The 16,007-nt window shown below is 66.4% G+C and carries 14 protein-coding genes; 2 read left to right on the plus strand and 12 right to left on the minus strand.

Annotated features, from left to right (window positions below):
• Positions 1-368: 368 nt before the first annotated feature.
• The 4 genes from QZ497_RS02750 to QZ497_RS02765 form a co-directional block, all read right to left on the minus strand.
• On the minus strand, positions 369-1,643 hold the full coding sequence (locus tag QZ497_RS02750) for a hypothetical protein (RefSeq protein WP_295471552.1): 1,275 nt from the start codon (positions 1,641-1,643) through the stop codon (positions 369-371).
• A gap of 119 nt (positions 1,644-1,762) precedes the next feature.
• On the minus strand, positions 1,763-3,112 hold the full coding sequence (locus tag QZ497_RS02755) for an aminotransferase class III-fold pyridoxal phosphate-dependent enzyme (RefSeq protein ID WP_295470838.1): 1,350 nt from the start codon (positions 3,110-3,112) through the stop codon (positions 1,763-1,765).
• 10 nt (positions 3,113-3,122) lie between these two features.
• The gene (locus QZ497_RS02760; RefSeq protein ID WP_295470840.1) at positions 3,123-4,541 is read right to left on the minus strand and encodes an aldehyde dehydrogenase family protein; all 1,419 of its coding nucleotides are present in this window, start codon (positions 4,539-4,541) and stop codon (positions 3,123-3,125) included.
• 70 nt (positions 4,542-4,611) lie between these two features.
• Positions 4,612-6,063, minus strand: a complete 1,452-nt coding sequence (locus tag QZ497_RS02765) for an APC family permease (RefSeq protein WP_295470841.1) — start codon at positions 6,061-6,063, stop codon at positions 4,612-4,614.
• A 377-nt stretch (positions 6,064-6,440) separates the two neighbouring features.
• On the opposite strand from QZ497_RS02765, the gene QZ497_RS02770 reads away from it, so the two are divergent.
• Positions 6,441-7,277, plus strand: coding sequence for a helix-turn-helix domain-containing protein (locus QZ497_RS02770; RefSeq protein ID WP_295471553.1), 837 nt, complete (start codon positions 6,441-6,443; stop codon positions 7,275-7,277).
• A gap of 50 nt (positions 7,278-7,327) precedes the next feature.
• Here the strand turns inward: QZ497_RS02770 and QZ497_RS02775 are convergent, their stop codons facing one another.
• The 5 genes from QZ497_RS02775 to QZ497_RS02795 all read right to left on the minus strand — a co-directional run bounded on the left by QZ497_RS02775 (position 7,328) and on the right by QZ497_RS02795 (position 13,014).
• Positions 7,328-8,263: a helix-turn-helix domain-containing protein gene (locus QZ497_RS02775; RefSeq protein ID WP_295470843.1), complete on the minus strand. Its 936-nt coding sequence runs from the start codon at positions 8,261-8,263 to the stop codon at positions 7,328-7,330.
• Positions 8,264-8,339: 76 nt separating this feature from the next.
• Positions 8,340-9,644 carry a hypothetical protein gene (locus tag QZ497_RS02780; protein ID WP_295470845.1) on the minus strand — a complete coding sequence of 435 codons (1,305 nt, stop codon included), beginning with the start codon at positions 9,642-9,644 and terminating at the stop codon, positions 8,340-8,342.
• Positions 9,645-9,744: 100 nt separating this feature from the next.
• Positions 9,745-11,193 (minus strand): APC family permease, encoded by a 1,449-nt coding sequence (locus QZ497_RS02785; protein WP_295470847.1) that lies wholly within the window; start codon positions 11,191-11,193, stop codon positions 9,745-9,747.
• A gap of 165 nt (positions 11,194-11,358) precedes the next feature.
• Complete coding sequence (locus tag QZ497_RS02790; protein ID WP_295470848.1) at positions 11,359-11,871, minus strand: nuclear transport factor 2 family protein; 513 nt, start codon at positions 11,869-11,871, stop codon at positions 11,359-11,361.
• Positions 11,872-11,892: 21 nt separating this feature from the next.
• The gene (locus tag QZ497_RS02795) at positions 11,893-13,014 is read right to left on the minus strand and encodes an amidase family protein (protein ID WP_295470850.1); all 1,122 of its coding nucleotides are present in this window, start codon (positions 13,012-13,014) and stop codon (positions 11,893-11,895) included.
• 119 nt (positions 13,015-13,133) lie between these two features.
• Here QZ497_RS02795 and QZ497_RS02800 point away from each other — a divergent pair, with 119 nt between their 5' ends.
• The gene (locus QZ497_RS02800; RefSeq protein ID WP_295471554.1) at positions 13,134-13,610 is read left to right on the plus strand and encodes a MarR family transcriptional regulator; all 477 of its coding nucleotides are present in this window, start codon (positions 13,134-13,136) and stop codon (positions 13,608-13,610) included.
• 9 nt (positions 13,611-13,619) lie between these two features.
• On the opposite strand, the gene QZ497_RS02805 is transcribed toward QZ497_RS02800, so the two are convergent.
• The 3 genes from QZ497_RS02805 to QZ497_RS02815 all read right to left on the minus strand — a co-directional run bounded on the left by QZ497_RS02805 (position 13,620) and on the right by QZ497_RS02815 (position 15,999).
• Complete coding sequence (locus tag QZ497_RS02805) at positions 13,620-14,117, minus strand: flavin reductase (RefSeq protein ID WP_295470852.1); 498 nt, start codon at positions 14,115-14,117, stop codon at positions 13,620-13,622.
• A gap of 11 nt (positions 14,118-14,128) precedes the next feature.
• Positions 14,129-15,088 (minus strand): PDR/VanB family oxidoreductase, encoded by a 960-nt coding sequence (locus tag QZ497_RS02810; protein ID WP_295470853.1) that lies wholly within the window; start codon positions 15,086-15,088, stop codon positions 14,129-14,131.
• Between the two features lie 170 nt (positions 15,089-15,258).
• Positions 15,259-15,999 carry an SDR family NAD(P)-dependent oxidoreductase gene (locus QZ497_RS02815; RefSeq protein ID WP_295470854.1) on the minus strand — a complete coding sequence of 247 codons (741 nt, stop codon included), beginning with the start codon at positions 15,997-15,999 and terminating at the stop codon, positions 15,259-15,261.
• Positions 16,000-16,007: the final 8 nt, after the last annotated feature.

The following is a 16,007-nucleotide window of genomic DNA, read 5'->3' on the forward strand; positions in this document are numbered from 1 at the left end:
GCCCAGTGCGCCTAAGCCGGCTTCCCTGCCGGCTTACCCCCTTCCATGACACCTCCACTCGGCCTGCACCGAAGTCGCGTTCGGCGGCGTCTGTAAGTTCTGTGCTTGAAAAGCAAACGCGACGCCACATCGGATTGCTTTGGTCTAAAAGATCAGTATTGCGGCTAAAGCCAATACTGTTCGCTTAAGCGGCATGTGGCCCGGTGGGAGCGGCTTTAGCCGCGAAAGCGCCAGGAAACTCACTGCATCTGTCGTGAACAGGCGGTCGCTTCGCGGCTGAAGCCGCTCCTACCCGGCCTAACTGAACTGTATTGCGGCTAAAGCCGTTCCTACCGAGCCACCTGACGACTCACTGACCTGCATTGGACCTAGAACGGCATGATCAGCAGCAGTTGGCTGTAGACGTTGGTCCCGTTGCCACCCACCTGGTTGCCGCCGTTTTCAGCACTCTTGCGCGGCTGGTAGAGCCCCACCAGCGGGCTGACGATCAAGTGTTCGCTGACTGCCCACTCGGCATACAGGTCCAGCTCGCGGGCATCCAGGTTCAGCTGGCTGCGCCGGCCCAGGGTGCTGAAGTCGAAGTACAGCGCGCCGAGGGTCAGGTCTTCGCGTGGCTTGACCTTCAGCCCCAGGTGGTGAATGCCGGTGTTGCTGTTGAACGGCCCGGCGTAGTTGGCCGCCACTTCGCCCTGGAACCAGGTGCCATAGCCGGTGCTCAGGCCGGTGAACAGTGAATCCCAGCCTGTGGAGTAGCGGGTGTAGCGGTAGGTCAGGGTCGGCGCCCAAGGGGCATCGGCGAAGGTGTAACCGGCCTCGCCATACCAGGCCTGCTCGCTGCCTTGCGGCTTGTCCTGCCAGGCGTATTCAAAGGCGAAGCTGGCATTGTCGATACCGGCACTGCCCTCCCCGCGCAGACTGTACACGTCCAGATCCTTGCGCTGGCTTTGCAGCGGGCTGGCCCAGCGCGGGTTGACATCCAGGCCATGGATCCAGGTCAGCCCCAGGGTTCCCGCCGCGCCGCTGTAGTCCAGGGTGCCGGCGGCCAGTTCGGTTTCCGCCTGGGCGCGGTTGTCGGACTTGAGCCACAGCACGCTGCCGTGCAAGCCATCCTGGCCACCCAGGCGCAGCACTGCGGTACGGTCGAAGGCGTGGCGGGCAGCTATGTAGTAGGCACCGCCACGATTCAGGTCGCCGCCAGCCGGCCCCTTGCCCAGATTGGGGCCGTCGTCGTTGATCAGGAAGCCGCGGCCGAGCTTGACCACCTGCCGCCCGAACGAAAAGTCCACGCCGTCCTGGCCCAGCGCCGGCACCAGATCGGCAGAGCGCCAGCCCAGCCAGGCGTCTTCGATCTTGGTGGTGCGCTCGCTGCCGTCGGTATTGCCCGCTGCATCACCATCGCCCCAGGTGGCCGAACTGACCAGGTTGAACGCACCGCGCAGGGTCCCCGCCCCGCCCAATCCCTGATCACCACTGACGCCGTACTTGATGAAGCCTTCACGCCAGCTCGACCCTCCTGGCGTACCGTCGTAGTTCTTGCGGCTGTTCATCCAGCCAAATACCGCCTGCATGTCGGCATTCAGATGAGTGTCGTCATCGGCGTACAACTCATAGGCCTGGGTGCCAGTTGCCGTACTCAGGCCCATGGTCAGGGCCAGGCCCGTGGCCAGTCGTCGATTGCGCATATTGTCTGCTCCTGCCCCCTTTGCCGAGGGTCGTTATGTGTCTGCTGCCCGGACCTGCATCGCGCAGGAACCGGTCGTGATCAAGGGTGGCGTGTCAGTGCCTTGTCCAGCGCCTCGACCAGGCCGGCGGCCTCGTCCGCGGTCAGTGTCAGCGGCGGCGAGAGGATGATCTTGTTGCCCACAGGCCGCACCAGCACACCCTCACGGCGCGCCGCATCGGCGATGCGCGCGGCATGCCCGGCGGCCGGGTCGAGCGGTTCACGGGTGCGCTTGTCGGCGACCAGGTCGAGGGCAATCATCAAGCCTTTGCCCCGCACTTCGCCGACCACCGCATGCCGATCCACCAGCGGCTGCAACTGTTCGAGCAGCCCGGCGCCGACGCGGGCGGCGTTGCCAGGCAGGTCCTCGGCTTCGACGATGCCCAGCACCGCCAGCGCCGCCGCACAGGCCACCGGGTGGCCGCTGTAGGTGTAGCCGTGCATGACCATGCTGGAGAACCCCGGGCCATTCTCAATGGCCTGGGCGATACGCGCATTGAACAGCGTGGCGCCCAGCGGGATGTAACCGGCAGAGATGCCCTTGGCCAGGCACAGGATGTCCGGCGCCACCCCCCAGCCACGGCTGCCCAACAGGCAACCGGAGCGACCGAAGCCGGTGACCACCTCATCGGCGATCAGCAGGATGCCGTGGCGGTCGCAGACTTCGCGCAGGCGCGGCCAATAGCTGGCCGGCGGTACGATGACCCCGCCGGCGCCCTGCACCGGCTCGGCGATGAATGCGGCGATGCTGCCGGCTCCGAGGAACTGGATCTGCGCTTCCAGCTGGCGAATGCAATGTTCGACCAGCGCCTGCGGCTCGCGGCAATCCCAGGGGTTGCGGTACAACCAGGGTGTGTCGAGCAAGTGGCAGCCCGCGAGCAGCGGGCCGTGGTTGTAGTGATACACACCGTTGCCACCGACCGACGTGCCGCCCAGGTGCACGCCGTGGTAACCGTTGCGCAGCGACAGAAAGCGCGTGCGCCCGGGCTCACCAGCGGCCACCCAGTACTGACGGGCCATCTTCAGTGCGGTTTCCACGGCATCGGAACCGCCCGAGTTGAACAGCACGCGGCTCATGCGCTCCTGCGCGAACAGACCGGTGAGCCGCTCGGCCAGGTCGAATACGCGCGGGTGCGCGATGCCATCGAAGGTCTGGTAATAGGCCAGTTCGTCGAGCTGGGCGGCGATGGCGGCTTTCACCTCGGCACGATTGTGACCGACGTTGACGTTCCACAGACCGCCCACACCATCGAGCAGGCGGTTGCCGTCGATGTCGGTGACGTAGTTGCCGTCGCCCCTGGCGATCACCAGGGTCTTGTCACGCTGGCCGGGGGCAGCGCTGCCCATGGGGTGCCAGAATTTCTTTTCAGCGTTGCGATAGCGGTCGTACATGAGCGTCTCCTCAGCCCTTGGGCTTGCGCACATAAAGCAGCTGTTGGGTGGTGAACTCCAGCAGCCCTTCCAGGCCGAACTCGACCCCGAAGCCCGACAGCTTGCAGCCACCGAACGGCGTATTGGGCTGGATCTGCGCGTGGCAGTTGACCCAGGCCACGCCGCTTTCCAGGCGACTGGCCAGGGCCTGGGCCTGGTCCGGGTCACTGCCCCACACCGAGCCGCCCAGTCCCATGTCGCTGTGGTTGGCGCGCTGCAGTACTTCTTCCACATCGCGGTAGGCGATCACCGGCAGCACCGGACCGAACTGTTCCTCGTCCACCAGGCGCTGGCCATCGTGCACGCCGGTGACGATGGTCGGCGGATAGAAATAGCCCGGTTGCGCCAGCCGCTCCCCACCGCACAACACCCGTCCGCCCTGGCGCCGGGCGTCATCGACCAGTTCGGCGACCAACTGCAGTTGTTCCAGGTTCTGCACCGGGCCGAAGGTGACCTCGGGCTGCAGGCCATCGCCGATCACCTGGCGCCGCGCAATGCTCGCCAGCGCCTCGCCGAATGCCTCGACCTGCGACTCGTGCACGTACAGGCGCTTGAGCGCCGCGCAGGTCTGCCCCATGTTGAGAAACGCCGCCTGGAAGATGTCCTCGACCACCTCCTGCACCGCCGTGCCCGGCAGCACGATGGCCGCGTCGTTGCCGCCCAGCTCCAGGGTCAGGCGCTTGAGGTTGCCGGCTGCCGCTTGCATCACCCGCTGGCCGGTGGCGGTAGAGCCGGTGAAGACGATCTTGTGGATACCCGGATGACTGGAGATGGCGCTGCCGAAACCGCGCTCGCCGGTGATCACGTTGATCACCCCGCGTGGCACGTGGCGAGCGATGATCTCCACCAGCGCCAGGGTGCTCAGCGGGGTCAGGCTCGACGGCTTGCTGACCACACAGTTGCCGGCACGCAGCGCCGGCATGATGTGCCAGATGGCGATCATGAACGGCCAGTTCCACGGCGTGATCGAGGCCACTACGCCCAGCGGCTTGCGATGCAACTCCACGCGCTGGCTGGGGTTTTCCTCGACCAGTTCCACCGGAATCTCCTGGCCGGCGGCGTAGCGCGTCCAGGCCACCCCGCCCATGACCTCGGACATCGCCAGGGCCAGGGGCTTGCCCTGCTCGGCCACGATCAGCCGCGCCAGCGCATCGGCCTCGTGTTCCAGGTCGTCGGCGATACGCTGCAGGCAGGCGCTGCGCTGCGCATGGCTGCTCAACCGCCATTCGCCAAAGGCGCGCTGCGCCGCCTCGACGGCCTGGTCCAGCTGGGCGATGGAACCGGCACCGCATTGGGCGAAGGCGACGCCACTGGCCGGGTTGATGATGTCGAAGTGGCCGGCCTCGCCCTCGACCCGGGCACCGTCAATCAACATTCGATAGTCGTACATGAGAACCTCCAGTTTCGGGCGCCAGCCTCCGCCGGCCAGCGCCAAATGATGGGCGTAAGCGCTTGAGCGTTCAGAGCTTGTGGCTGCCCAGGGCGGCGAAGCATTGCGGCGAGACACGCCGCAGCCGCGCGGCCAGCAGCACCCCGCCGGCCAGCGCTGCCGGAATCACCGCGCAGAGCAGCCATGACAACGCCTGGCTGGAACCGGTGAGCACGTCGAAGTGCAGCACCGCGATGACCAGCACGATGCCCAGCGCCACGCAGGAGAATGCCGGCAGCAGCAGGCGCCGTGTCACCCCCAGGCCCAGCTGCGGGTTGCGCCGGAAGTACATCAGCACCGCTGCCGAGGTCATGGCCATGAGCAGCAGCAGGCACAGGGTGGCCAGGCTGGAGAACCAGGCGAACAGCTGCAGGATCGGGTCGGCATCCATGGCCGCGAAAACCAGCACCACCACCGCGGCGATCAGGCTCTGCAGCGCCGACCCCATGTGCGGGCTCTGGTGGATGCGGTGGGTGACCCCCAGGCTGCGTGGCAGCAGGCCGTCACGGCCGATGGCGTAGAAGTAGCGCGCCGCCGAATTGTGAAAGGCCAGCAGGCCGGCGTAGATGCTGACCATGAACAGCACGCGGATCACCTCGGTCAGGCGGGGACCGACGAAGTGGTCCGACAGGCCATAGATGAAATGTGTCGGGTCGCCGAGGTTCTGCAGCACGCCGACGATCTTGTCGGCACCGACGCCGATGACCATCGACCAGATCGACAGGGCGTAGAAGCAGCCGATCAGCAGCACCGAGACATACGTGGCGATCGGAATCGCGCGCTGCGGGTTCTTGGCCTCTTCGCCGTAGATGGTCGTGGCCTCGAAGCCGATGAACGCGGCGAAGCAGAACAGCAGGCCGATCGAGGGCGTGCCGCTGAACACCTGCTCGCTCTTGAACGAGTCGAAGTTGATGCCGCTGTCACCGCCGCTGCGCAGGATCGCCACATCGAGAACGAGAATGGCCAGGTACTCGGCGACCACGATGAACGACAGCACCCGGGCCGACAGGTCGATGTTGCGGTAACCCAGTACCGCGATGCTGGCCATGGCCAGCAGCGAGTAGGTCCACCAGGGCCAGTCGATGCCGAAGACGGTGGCCATGGTGCCGGCCACCACGCCGCCGAACATGCCGTACAGGCCGACCTGCAGAATGTTGTAGGCGAACATCGCCAGCACCCCGGCTGCACCGCCTGCCAGCCCGCCCAGGCCCCGCGAGGAAAAGGCGTAGAAGCCACCGGCGTTGGTCAGGTGACGGGCCATGGTGGTGTAGCCGACCGAGAAGGCCAGCAGCACCAGCAATGCCAGAATCAGCAACGCCGGCGTACCCGCGCCATTGCCGAGCATGATGCCGATGGGAAAACCACCGGCCAGCACACTCAGGGGACTCGCGGCCGAGACCACGAAGAAGATGATGAAGCCGACGCTCAGGGCGCCACGCCGCAGGCCGGTGGAACTCGCGGCGGAAGTCACGGATACGCTCATTTTCTTGACCTTGTTGTATGAGGCAGTCGTTGTCTTGGAAAAGCCGGCACCTGGCGTCAGGCGCGGCTCGCATGCGTCTTGTTATGGGGCTCGCAGGCCTGAATCGATGCTATGCCGATCGCCGGGCAGGCGTTATCCCGAATTGGCAGCCGATACGCACCACCCCGGCAGCACGCTGATGGCGGTCACCCGGCGCACTGTGCTGGTGCGCCAGGAGTGGGCTCGAGCCTGCAAAGCTGCCGAACATGGATAACAGCGCGAGGGTGGAGGCACGTAGGATCGGTGCCCTGGCCCCGAGAGGCGGCGGCCGTGCGACTGGTACGTTAATTGCTGCCTGATGACCGACAATAACGACGTGTAACCACGCAGACCTCATGATGATCCCGCCCAGCCCCGCGCCCACGCCACGCAACGCCTGTGAACAGCCCTGGTTCGTGCTGAACTCGTCGCGCTACTGCGTGATGAACACGCGGCATCCGGCCATCGCCCATTACTATGCGTTCGACGTCGCGCCCTCGGCAGAGCGCACCTTCGCGGTGCCGGACGGCTGCGTCGACATCATCTTCGATTGTGATACCGATCATCCCGCCGCGCGGGTCTGTGGCACCCCGCTGGAGGCCCGGCGTGTCGAGTTGTTACACCGTCACCGCTACTTCGGCCTGCGCTTTCGCCCTGGCGTAGTGCCGGGCCTGCTGCACAATCTGGCCGAAGAACTCACCGAGCAGGAGATCAACCTGCTGGACATCGTCCCCGGCGCCCAGTCGCTGATCGACACCATCGCTGCCAGCCCCGGCTTCGACGAGCAGATGAGCTGCTTCAACGCCTTCGCCGCCCAGCGCCTGGGCGAGACCAGCGCAGGGCTGACCAGCCAGGTGGTGCGCACCATCATCGCCCACCGCGGCGACATCCGCGTCAGCCAGCTGGAAGACCTCAGCGGCTACAGCGGCCGCACCCTGCAGCGCCAGTTCCGCCAGGACACCGGCATGACCCCCAAGACCTTCTGCCGGATCATCCGCTGCCAGGCCGCGCTGAACAGCATCACCACCCAGGCGCAGGTGTCGTTCTCGGAGCTGGCGATGGAACTGGGCTTCACCGACCAGTCGCACTTCCTGCGCGACTTCAAGAAGCTGGTCAGCACCACCCCCAACGACTACCACCGGCGCGTCAGCAAGGACGGCTGGAACGAGCGTATCCGGGTAATGGACCTGCACTGAAAGCAGGCACCCTGCCCTGCTACGGAACATACGCCGATAGGCAGCCGGGCTCAGCCGTGGCGTGGCGTCTCGGAAGGATGTTCGCCGAACAGCGTCTTGTAATAACCGGCGAAGTGCCCCAGGTGGGTAAAGCCCAGGTCACTGGCCACCCGCGCCACGGTCAGCTGCCGTGGGTCGGTACCGCGCAGGCGCCGACGCGCGGCGTTGAGCCGCACGGCACGCAGGTACTCCACCGGGCGCAAGCCGGTCAGGGTCTGGAAACTGCGCTGCAGGGTGCGGCGGCTGACGTTGAGGCACTCGCAGATTTCCAGTACCGAAACCGGCTCGTCGCGCTGCGCCAGGTCCAGGGCCAGCTCCTGGCTCTGCCGCACCAGGTAGGCGCTGACCGCATGGTTCACCGCCCGCCCGTCACGTTCCACGGCCTGCCCGAGCAGGTCGAGCATGCACGCCATGACGCGATCTTCCAGCAACTTCTCCGGTAACTGTTTTGCAGCCAATGCGGCGTCTACCAGGTCCAGCAACTGACCACGCACCGTCGCGAGCACATCCTGGTGCATTTCCAGGCGCGCCAGAGCGCCCAGACGACGAGCTGACGGCGCCGGGAACTCCAGGTCGGCCAGGCGCTCCAGACGAGCGGCATCCACGGTGATGGCCAACAGGTCCATGCCTTCGGTGGCCTGGACGAAGAATTCCTGGCCACTGTGCAGAAGGGTGACACTCTGGGTATCGATACTGCGGCCCTGAAACACCGCCGGCCCGGCATGGGATACCGGCATGGCCAGGCACAGGCGCCCGTGGGGCGCAGTGCCGCGTTGCACCACGCGTTTGTCGAGCGCCTCCTGAAAGATCTGGAAGCGCTCGCCGGTGACGTGCTTGAGCAGTGTGCTGGCGTGCCCGGTGCTGAGCTGGTCGTAGGTCTGCTGCCAGCCGAGGATCGCCCCGGCATGCACATCCACATCGTCGAAACGGCGTATCTCGCACAACATCGCTGGTGTTCTCGCTGCAACAGGAGCCTGGCTGAGGGGAAGCAATCTCCAGGCCAGGGCCCCTGCTCCCACGCCATCAGAACGGCACGGCCACGGTCAGCTGGCTGTAGAGGTTGGTGCCGTTGCCGCCCGACTGGCTGCCGCCGTCCGCCGCGCTGCGCTCGGGGCGGTAGAGGCCGATCAGCGGCGTGACGATCAGGTGCGGGGACACCGCCCATTCGGCAAACAGATCCAGCTCGCGGCCATCGAGGTTGCGCACCTGGCGGTCACCCAGGGTGCGGAAATCGAAGAACAGCACACCCAGGGTCAGGGCTTCCAGCGGGTTGGCCTTCAGGCCCAGATGGCTGACCGCCGTGTTGCTGTTGAATGGCCCGGCGTAGTTGGCTGCCACCTCGCCCTGGAACCAGGTGCCGTAGCCGGTGCTGTAGCCGGTCAGCAGAGAGTCCCAGTTCTGCCCGTAGCGGGTGTAGCGCGCGGTGAGCGTCGGTGCCCACAACAGGTCGGCGAAGCGGTAGCCGGCCTCCAGGTACCAGGCCCGTGCCTGGTCGCCCTGGGCGTCCTGCAGGGCGTACTCGGCGGCGAAACTGGCGTTGTCGATACCGGCGTTGCCCTCGGCGCGCAGGCCGTAGACGTTCATGCCGTCGCGGCGTTGCTGGAACTCGCTGGCGAAGCGCCGCGAGACATCCAGGCCGTGGATCCAGGTCGCCGCCAGGGTGCCGATCGGCTGGGTGTATTGCAGGTCGACGACACTCAGTTCCGGCTCGGCCTGGGCGCGGTTGTCGGACTTCAGCCAGGCCGCACTGCCGTGCCAGCCCTGCTCGCCGCCCAAGCGCAATACCGCCGTACGGTCGAAGGCATGTCGGGCACCCAGGTAATAGGCACCGCCCCGGTTGAGACTGCCGTCGGCGACGCCCTTGCCCAGGTTCGGGCCGTCGTCGTTGATCAGGAAGCCCCGCCCGACCTTGTACACCTGGCGGCCGAACGAGAAGTCCACGCCGTCCTGGCCGAAGGCCGGGAACAGGTCAGCGGAACGCCAGCCCAGGTAGGCGTCCTCGATCTTGGTGGTGCGCTCGGAGCCGTCGGTGAAACCGCCAGCATCGCCATCGCCCCAAGTGGCCGATGACACCAGGGCGAAGGCGCCATACAGAGTGCCGGCATCGGCCATGCGGGTATCGCCCTTGAGCCCGTACTTGATGAAGCCTTCACGCCAATGCTTGCCGCCCTCCCCGCCGTCATAGCGCTTGCGGCTGTCGAACAGCCCGTAGGCCGCCAGGCCTTCGACGCTGACGTGGGTGTCGGGCGTGTCGATCAATGGCAATGCCTGGGCGTGAGCCGTCAGGCCGGCCAGGGTAATGACGCCGAGAATGCTGTGATAACGCATGGATTCAGATCCTTAACCACGAGGTATTTTTTTAGTAGGCAGCGGTCAAGCGAGGCTCCCGCGCGGTCTGTGCCGCGTCGGGAGGAAGAAAGGTGGCTGTTCAGGCCGACTGATTGCCCAGTGCACTGAAGCGCAGCGGTGCCTGGCTGCGCAGCCGCGCGGCGAGCAGCAGGCCAATGACCACCGACAGCGGGATCACCGACCAGAGCACCACCGAGATCGAGGTGCTGGCACCGGTAAGCACGTCGAAGTGCACCACGGCGGTCAGGCCGATCGCCAACAGCGCCACGCCCGACACGGCAGGCAGGATGAAGCAGCGCAGCGCACTGCTGACCAGTTGCGGGCGCGCCTTGAAGAAGCCGATCACCGCCAGGGAGGTCAGCGCCATCAGCAGAATCAGACACAGGGTGGCCAGGTTGGAGAACCAGGAGAACAGCTGCAGCACCGGGTCGGCGCCGATCAGTGCGAAGATGCAGAGGATGGTCGCCGCCACCAGGCTCTGCACCAGCGAGCCGATATGCGGGCTCTGGTGCACGCGGTGGGTGTTGCCCAGGCGCTCGGGCAGCAGACCGTCACGCCCGATGGCGAAGAAATAACGCGCCGCCGCGTTGTGGAAAGCCAGCAGGCCGGCGAACAGGCTGACCACGAACAGCAGGCGAATGGCCGTGGTCAGCCAGGCACCGACATACTGGTCGGACAGCGCATAGAGAAAGGTGGTCGGGTCCTGGGTCGCCTGCAGGCGCGCCACCACTTCGTCTGTGCCGGCACCGAGCACCATGGCCCACACCGAGACGGTGTAGAAGCCGCCGATCAGCAGCACCGAGATGTAGGTCGCCCGTGGAATGGTGCGCTGCGGGTCGCGCGCCTCCTCGCCATAGAGCGTGGAGGCTTCGAAGCCGATGAAGGCCGCGAAGCAGAACAGCAGGCCGATGGAGGGGTTGCCGCTGCCGATCTGGGTCGGCGTGAAGGACTCCAGGTTCAGCCCGTGCAGCCCGCCCTGGCTGAAGATCGCCACGTCCAGCACGACCACCACCGCGTATTCGGCGATCACCATGATCGACAGCACCCGCGCCGAGAGGTCGATGTTGCGGTAACCGAGCCAGGCGATGCCCAGCAGGGCGAGCAGCGAGCCCAGCCACCAAGGCACCAGGATGCCGCTACCGGCCTCCAGGGTGCCGGCGAACACGGCGCCGAACAGGCCGTACATGCCCGCCTGCAGGATGTTGTAGGCGACCATCGCCAGCACCCCGGCCGCACCGCCGGCCATGCCGCCCAGGCCACGGGAAATGAAGGCATAGAAGCCACCGGCGTGGGTCACATGGCGCGCCATGCCGGTATAGCCGGCGGCGAAGCACAGCAACACCGCCAGGGCCACGATCACCAGCGCCGGCAGGCCCGCGCCGTTGCCCAGCATCAGGCCGATGGGAAAGCCCCCGGCCAGCACGCTGAGCGGGCTGGCGGCGGAGATGACGAAAAACACGATCATGGCGACACCCAGGGTGCCGCGGCGAAGCTGCGTGGTCGAACCACCGCCGGAGGATACGCTCATTCTGTTATACCTTTTTCTATGAGGCAGTCGTTGCGGGAGGTCCACGGGAACAGGCTGGGCACGCCCGTGGCTGATTATTGTTATGGGCCTGTCGGCAGGCTTCGATACTGGACCTGCACCCTGCCGGCGGCTATCCCAAATTGGCCGTCTTTGCGGCCACCGGGGTCAACGGCCGGGCACTGGCAGCTCGGCTTCGCTGTGCCAGGCCGTGACGGGCCGGCTGAACAGGTTTTCGGTCTGGAAATGCGCCATGCGCCACTGCCCGTCTTCCTCGGCGAAACGCACCGCCAGACGCGCGGCATTGAGGTGCGAGGCGCCGCTGGCGAAGGTGCTGGTCTGCAGCATCACCCAGCTGCCCTCGGCCTGCGCGCCATCGACACGGATCAGCTCACTGGTAAGGAAGTGCACATTGAGCGCGAAGTGCGCCGGTGGCTCGGTGTAGCGCGCGAACATGTCACGAATCGCCTCGCGGCCTCGATAGCCTCCGAAACTCTTCGCGTATTTCGCGCCCTTGCCCTCCCAGACCGCCTGGCGGGTGAACAGCCCGGCCAGTTCGTCGAGGGGCGTGTGGGCGTCGAGCTGGTCACACAGCAGCATGTAGCGGTTCATGCAGGCACGTATCGCCTGTTCGCTCTCGAGCCGCTTCAGGCGTTCGAGCAGTGGCTGGATATCGGTCATCGCGTCTCTCCGTAAGGCCGCTCAGCGGGCGTCCGCATGCAGCGCCTGCAACAGGCATTCGGCGGCGGCGAGCAACTGCTCGTCGGCGCCCTTGGCGGCCACCAGCTGCAGCCCCACCGGCAAGCCGTGGTCGCTGCCCAACGGCAGGCTGACGGCTGGATGCCCGGACAGGTTGAACGGCCGCACCAGTGCGGTCATGCCCAGCACCGCACGGGTGTCGGCTGCCTCTTCAAGGCGCAACGGGAAATCCGGCAGGGTCGGCAATGCCAGCACGTCACAGTCCTGCAGCGCGGCGTCCACCTGGGCGGTGAAGCGTTGGCGCACCTGCTCGGCAGCGGCCAGGGCCACGTCATCGGTCTGCCCGGCAGCCTGCAGGCGCCCGGCTACGTCGGGCGCCACCTGGCCGCCTTCCAGCAGCGGCGCACAGGCGTCGAAGGTTTCGCGGTTGATCACCGCCATGCCCGCTTCGTAGGCCGCCTGGAAATCCTCCAACTGCACGGCACGCAAGCTCTGGCCGCTGGCCTGCAAGGCCTGGTCGAGCACCGCCTGCACCGCCGGGCTGGCGGGTACAGCGAGCACACCGACAGTGATCCGCGCAGGCACCGCCGCAGGCTGGAACGAGGGGTCGATGATACTCATCGCGCGCACCAGCATCGGCAGCGTGGCGGCGAACGGCCCGACACAGTCGAGGCTGCTGTGGCTCGGCATCACACCCTGGCGGCTGACCCGCCCAAAGCTGGGCTTGAGGCCGAACACCCCGCAACAGCAGGCTGGCACACGCACCGAGCCACCGGTGTCGGTGCCCAGGCTGAAGTCCGCCAGGCCCGCAGCCACGGCCGCCGCCGAGCCGCTCGATGAGCCACCGGGAATGCGCCCCGGATAACGCGGGTTGGGCGCCGTACCGGCGTAGTGGTTGATGCCGGTGGTGCCGAAGGCCAGTTCATGCAGTACGGTCTTGCCGGTCAGCCGGCAGCCGGCGTCGAGCAGGCGCCGCACCACCTCGGCGTGTTCGGCGGCCGGTGCGGCATCGGCCAGCGCACGGCTGGAGGCGCGGGTCGGCACACCGGCCACGTCCAGGGTGTCCTTGACCATTACCCTCAAGCCATCGCCCCCGAGATCCAGGGGCTGGACAACGATTGTCATGTACCTTGCTCCTCATCGGTCGCCAGCGCGCACCCGGAACGGCTGCGCCACGTGCGACGCTGTTCAAATTGCTGGAAATGTCTATCATTGGCGGCTGGATTTCCTGCCTGCCGAACCTCATGAACCCACCCAAGAAGCTCAAGCACCGCTACGACCCCTCCAGTGCGGAGTTCCGCAAGGAAGACTTCCCTTTCTACTGGCTGGCCCGCGTCCACGGTCGTTACAACCAGAACATGGAGCGCCTGCTCAAGCGCGTCGACCTCGACGTACCGCGCTGGCGGGTGCTGTGGATCCTCAGCGAGAACGGCCAGTCGAGCATTTCCGAGATCTCCACCCACGCCATCGCCAAGCTCTCCACCACCACCAAGATCGTCTACCGCATGAAGGACGACGGCCTGGTGGACACCGCGCCCAGCGCCGAGGATGGCCGGGTGACCCAGGTGAGCATCACTCCGGCCGGCCTGGCCACCATCGAGCGCATGCAGGACGTGACCCACGCCCTGTTCGAACGCAGCTTCGCCGGCCTGACCAAGGCGCAGATCGAACGCCTCAACGGGCTGCTGGAGACGGTGTTCCACAACCTCGAGACATTCTGAATCCGTCGCTCAGCAGGCTTTGGAAGCCTCGCCCAAGCGGTGATAGGCACGGTTGAAATACACCAGCCCGTCTTCCGCGCCGCCGTGGCGGATGTCCTGGATCTCGCAGTAGAAGATGCTATGCGAACCCACCTCGTGGACCTGGGCGATGCGGCAGTCGAAATTCACCAGGGCATCGAGCATCACCGGCGCACCGCTTTCCAGGGTGGTCCAGGACGCTTCGGCGAAGCGCGCCTCGGGGCTGAGGTGCTTGTTGGCGAACGCGCCGGACAACGCCTGGTGACTGGCAGCCAGCACGTTGACGCACAAGATGCCGTTGGCCTTGAACTGCGCGTTGGATTGCGAGGCGCGGTTCATGCACACCAGCAAGGTGGGCGGTGAATCGGTGACACTGCACACGGCGGAAGCGGTGAACCCGCAGCGACCCGCCGGGCCGTCGGTGGTGATCACCGAAACCGCGCCACCGAGCATGGCCATTGCATTGCGAAAACTGTTTACGTCGACCATGGTCGTTCTCCTCAGATATCCAGGACCAGCCTGGTGGATCGGGCCCGGGAACAGCACAGCAGGATCTGTTCGTTGGCCGCCTTCTCGTCGTCGGTCAGGTAGTGGTCACGGTGGTCAGGCTCGCCTTCGAGCACCTCGCACAGGCAGGTGCCGCAGGCGCCCTGCTCGCAGGACATGGCCACCTTGATGCCGATGCTCTTCAGGGCCTCGGCGATGCTCTGCCCTTCGGCGACCTGCACCTGCTTGCCGCTGCGCGCAGCGACCACCTCGAAGCTGGCGCCGCTGGCGTCGACCTCGACCTGGAAGTACTCCTTGTGGATGTGGTCCTCGGCGTAGCCCTGCTGACGGGCACCGGCAATCACCCAGTCCATGAAGCCGGACGGACCACAGGTGTACACATGCACGCCGGCCTCACCCTGCCCCAGCACCACGGGCAGATCCAGGCGCTGCGCGGCGTCCTCGTCATCGAAATGGGTGACCACCCGTGCCGCGAAAGGCGCGTCGCGCAAGGCCTCGAGAAAGGCGCTGTGGCGGCGTGAACGCCCGCAGTAGTGCAGCTCGAAATCGGCGCCCTGGCGATGCAGGGCATGCGCCATGGCGATCATCGGCGTGATACCGATACCACCGCCGAGGAGGATCGATCGCCGCGCCGCAGGCGCCAGGGGAAACAGGTTGCGCGGTGCGCTGATGCGTACCGGGCGGCCTTCGAGCAATGTCTGGTGCACGCCGACGGACCCGCCGCGGGAAGCCGGGTCCTTGAGCACCCCCAGGCGGTAGGTGCGCAGGTCGGCCGGGTCGCTGCACAGCGAGTACTGGCGGATCAGGTCTGGAGCGATATGGATATCGACATGGGCGCCGGCCTCGAAGGCCGGCAAGAGCGAGCCGTCGGCCTGGGCCAGGTCGAGCACGACCACGGCGTCACCCTGCAGGTCACGCTTGCGCACGACCACTTCTAATAATTGTTCATTCATGGCAGGTCACTCTGCACGTTCGGCTAGGGGCAATACTGTTCGGTTCATCCTGTGGGACCGGCTTGAACCGCGAAGCTTTTCGCGGCTCAGGCCGCTCCTGCCGGTCACCGCGACCAAGGCGAACAGCATTGAGTTCAAAGGCGACGGCGGCCGTCGCCCGGTGGATAGGTTCAGCGCATGAACAGCCCGCCATTCACGTCCCAGGTCGCCCCGGTGGTGAAGTAGGCTTCGGGGCGCGCCAGCTGGACGATCAGGTCACCGAGGAAATCCGCATCCCCCAGGCGGCGCACCGGAATATTCGCCAGCAGCCCGTCCATACGCTCGGCCGGCACCGCGGCATGCACCGCCGGCGAGTCGATCGGACCGGGCGCGATGGCGTTGACCGTGACGCCACGGGCAGCGAATTCCTTGGCGAAGATCTTGGTCAGGGTCACGATGGCGCCCTTGCTCGCGGCGTAGTGCGCGCCGGTGGCGGTGCCGCCGTTCTGCCCGGCCAGCGAGGCCATGTTGATGATCCGCCCGTAGCCGGCTTGGGCCATGTGTGCGCCCAGCACCTGGCAGCCAAGGAACACGCTGCGCAGGTTCAGGCCCACTACGGCGTCGAACTCTTGCGGGGAAATCTGCAGCAGCGGCGTGGTCTTGGTCACGGCGGCGTTGTTGACCAGCACATGCAGGGCACCGAAGCGTTCCAGGGTGGCGGCCAGGGCGGCTTCGAAGTGGGTTTTCTCGCCCACATCCAACGCCACCGCCAACACCCGCTCTGCGCCCGCGTCCAGCGACCGGGCGGCAGCCTGAGCGGCCTCCAGGCTGCGGTCGCTGATCACCACCTTGTAGCCGGCGGCCAGCAACCGGGCAGCGAAACGCTGCCCCAGCCCCTGGCCCGCACCGGTTACCAATGCGACATGGCTCATGGTTCGGC

Origin of the sequence: uncultured Pseudomonas sp., assembly GCF_913777995.1 — a bacterium.
Taxonomy (GTDB): Bacteria; Pseudomonadota; Gammaproteobacteria; order Pseudomonadales; family Pseudomonadaceae; genus Aquipseudomonas.

Coding starts and splice junctions, on each gene's coding strand:
- QZ497_RS02750 (WP_295471552.1), bottom strand. CDS start 1,643: ATGGGCCTGAGTACGGCAACTGGCACCCAGGCCTATGAGTTGTACGCC.
- QZ497_RS02765 (WP_295470841.1), bottom strand. CDS start 6,063: ATGAGCGTATCCGTGACTTCCGCCGCGAGTTCCACCGGCCTGCGGCGT.
- QZ497_RS02780 (WP_295470845.1), bottom strand. CDS start 9,644: ATGCGTTATCACAGCATTCTCGGCGTCATTACCCTGGCCGGCCTGACG.
- QZ497_RS02775 (WP_295470843.1), bottom strand. CDS start 8,263: ATGTTGTGCGAGATACGCCGTTTCGACGATGTGGATGTGCATGCCGGG.
- QZ497_RS02810 (WP_295470853.1), bottom strand. CDS start 15,088: ATGAATGAACAATTATTAGAAGTGGTCGTGCGCAAGCGTGACCTGCAG.
- QZ497_RS02800 (WP_295471554.1), top strand. CDS start 13,134: ATGAACCCACCCAAGAAGCTCAAGCACCGCTACGACCCCTCCAGTGCG.
- QZ497_RS02760 (WP_295470840.1), bottom strand. CDS start 4,541: ATGTACGACTATCGAATGTTGATTGACGGTGCCCGGGTCGAGGGCGAG.
- QZ497_RS02785 (WP_295470847.1), bottom strand. CDS start 11,193: ATGAGCGTATCCTCCGGCGGTGGTTCGACCACGCAGCTTCGCCGCGGC.
- QZ497_RS02815 (WP_295470854.1), bottom strand. CDS start 15,999: ATGAGCCATGTCGCATTGGTAACCGGTGCGGGCCAGGGGCTGGGGCAG.
- QZ497_RS02805 (WP_295470852.1), bottom strand. CDS start 14,117: ATGGTCGACGTAAACAGTTTTCGCAATGCAATGGCCATGCTCGGTGGC.
- QZ497_RS02795 (WP_295470850.1), bottom strand. CDS start 13,014: ATGACAATCGTTGTCCAGCCCCTGGATCTCGGGGGCGATGGCTTGAGG.
- QZ497_RS02770 (WP_295471553.1), top strand. CDS start 6,441: ATGATCCCGCCCAGCCCCGCGCCCACGCCACGCAACGCCTGTGAACAG.
- QZ497_RS02790 (WP_295470848.1), bottom strand. CDS start 11,871: ATGACCGATATCCAGCCACTGCTCGAACGCCTGAAGCGGCTCGAGAGC.
- QZ497_RS02755 (WP_295470838.1), bottom strand. CDS start 3,112: ATGTACGACCGCTATCGCAACGCTGAAAAGAAATTCTGGCACCCCATG.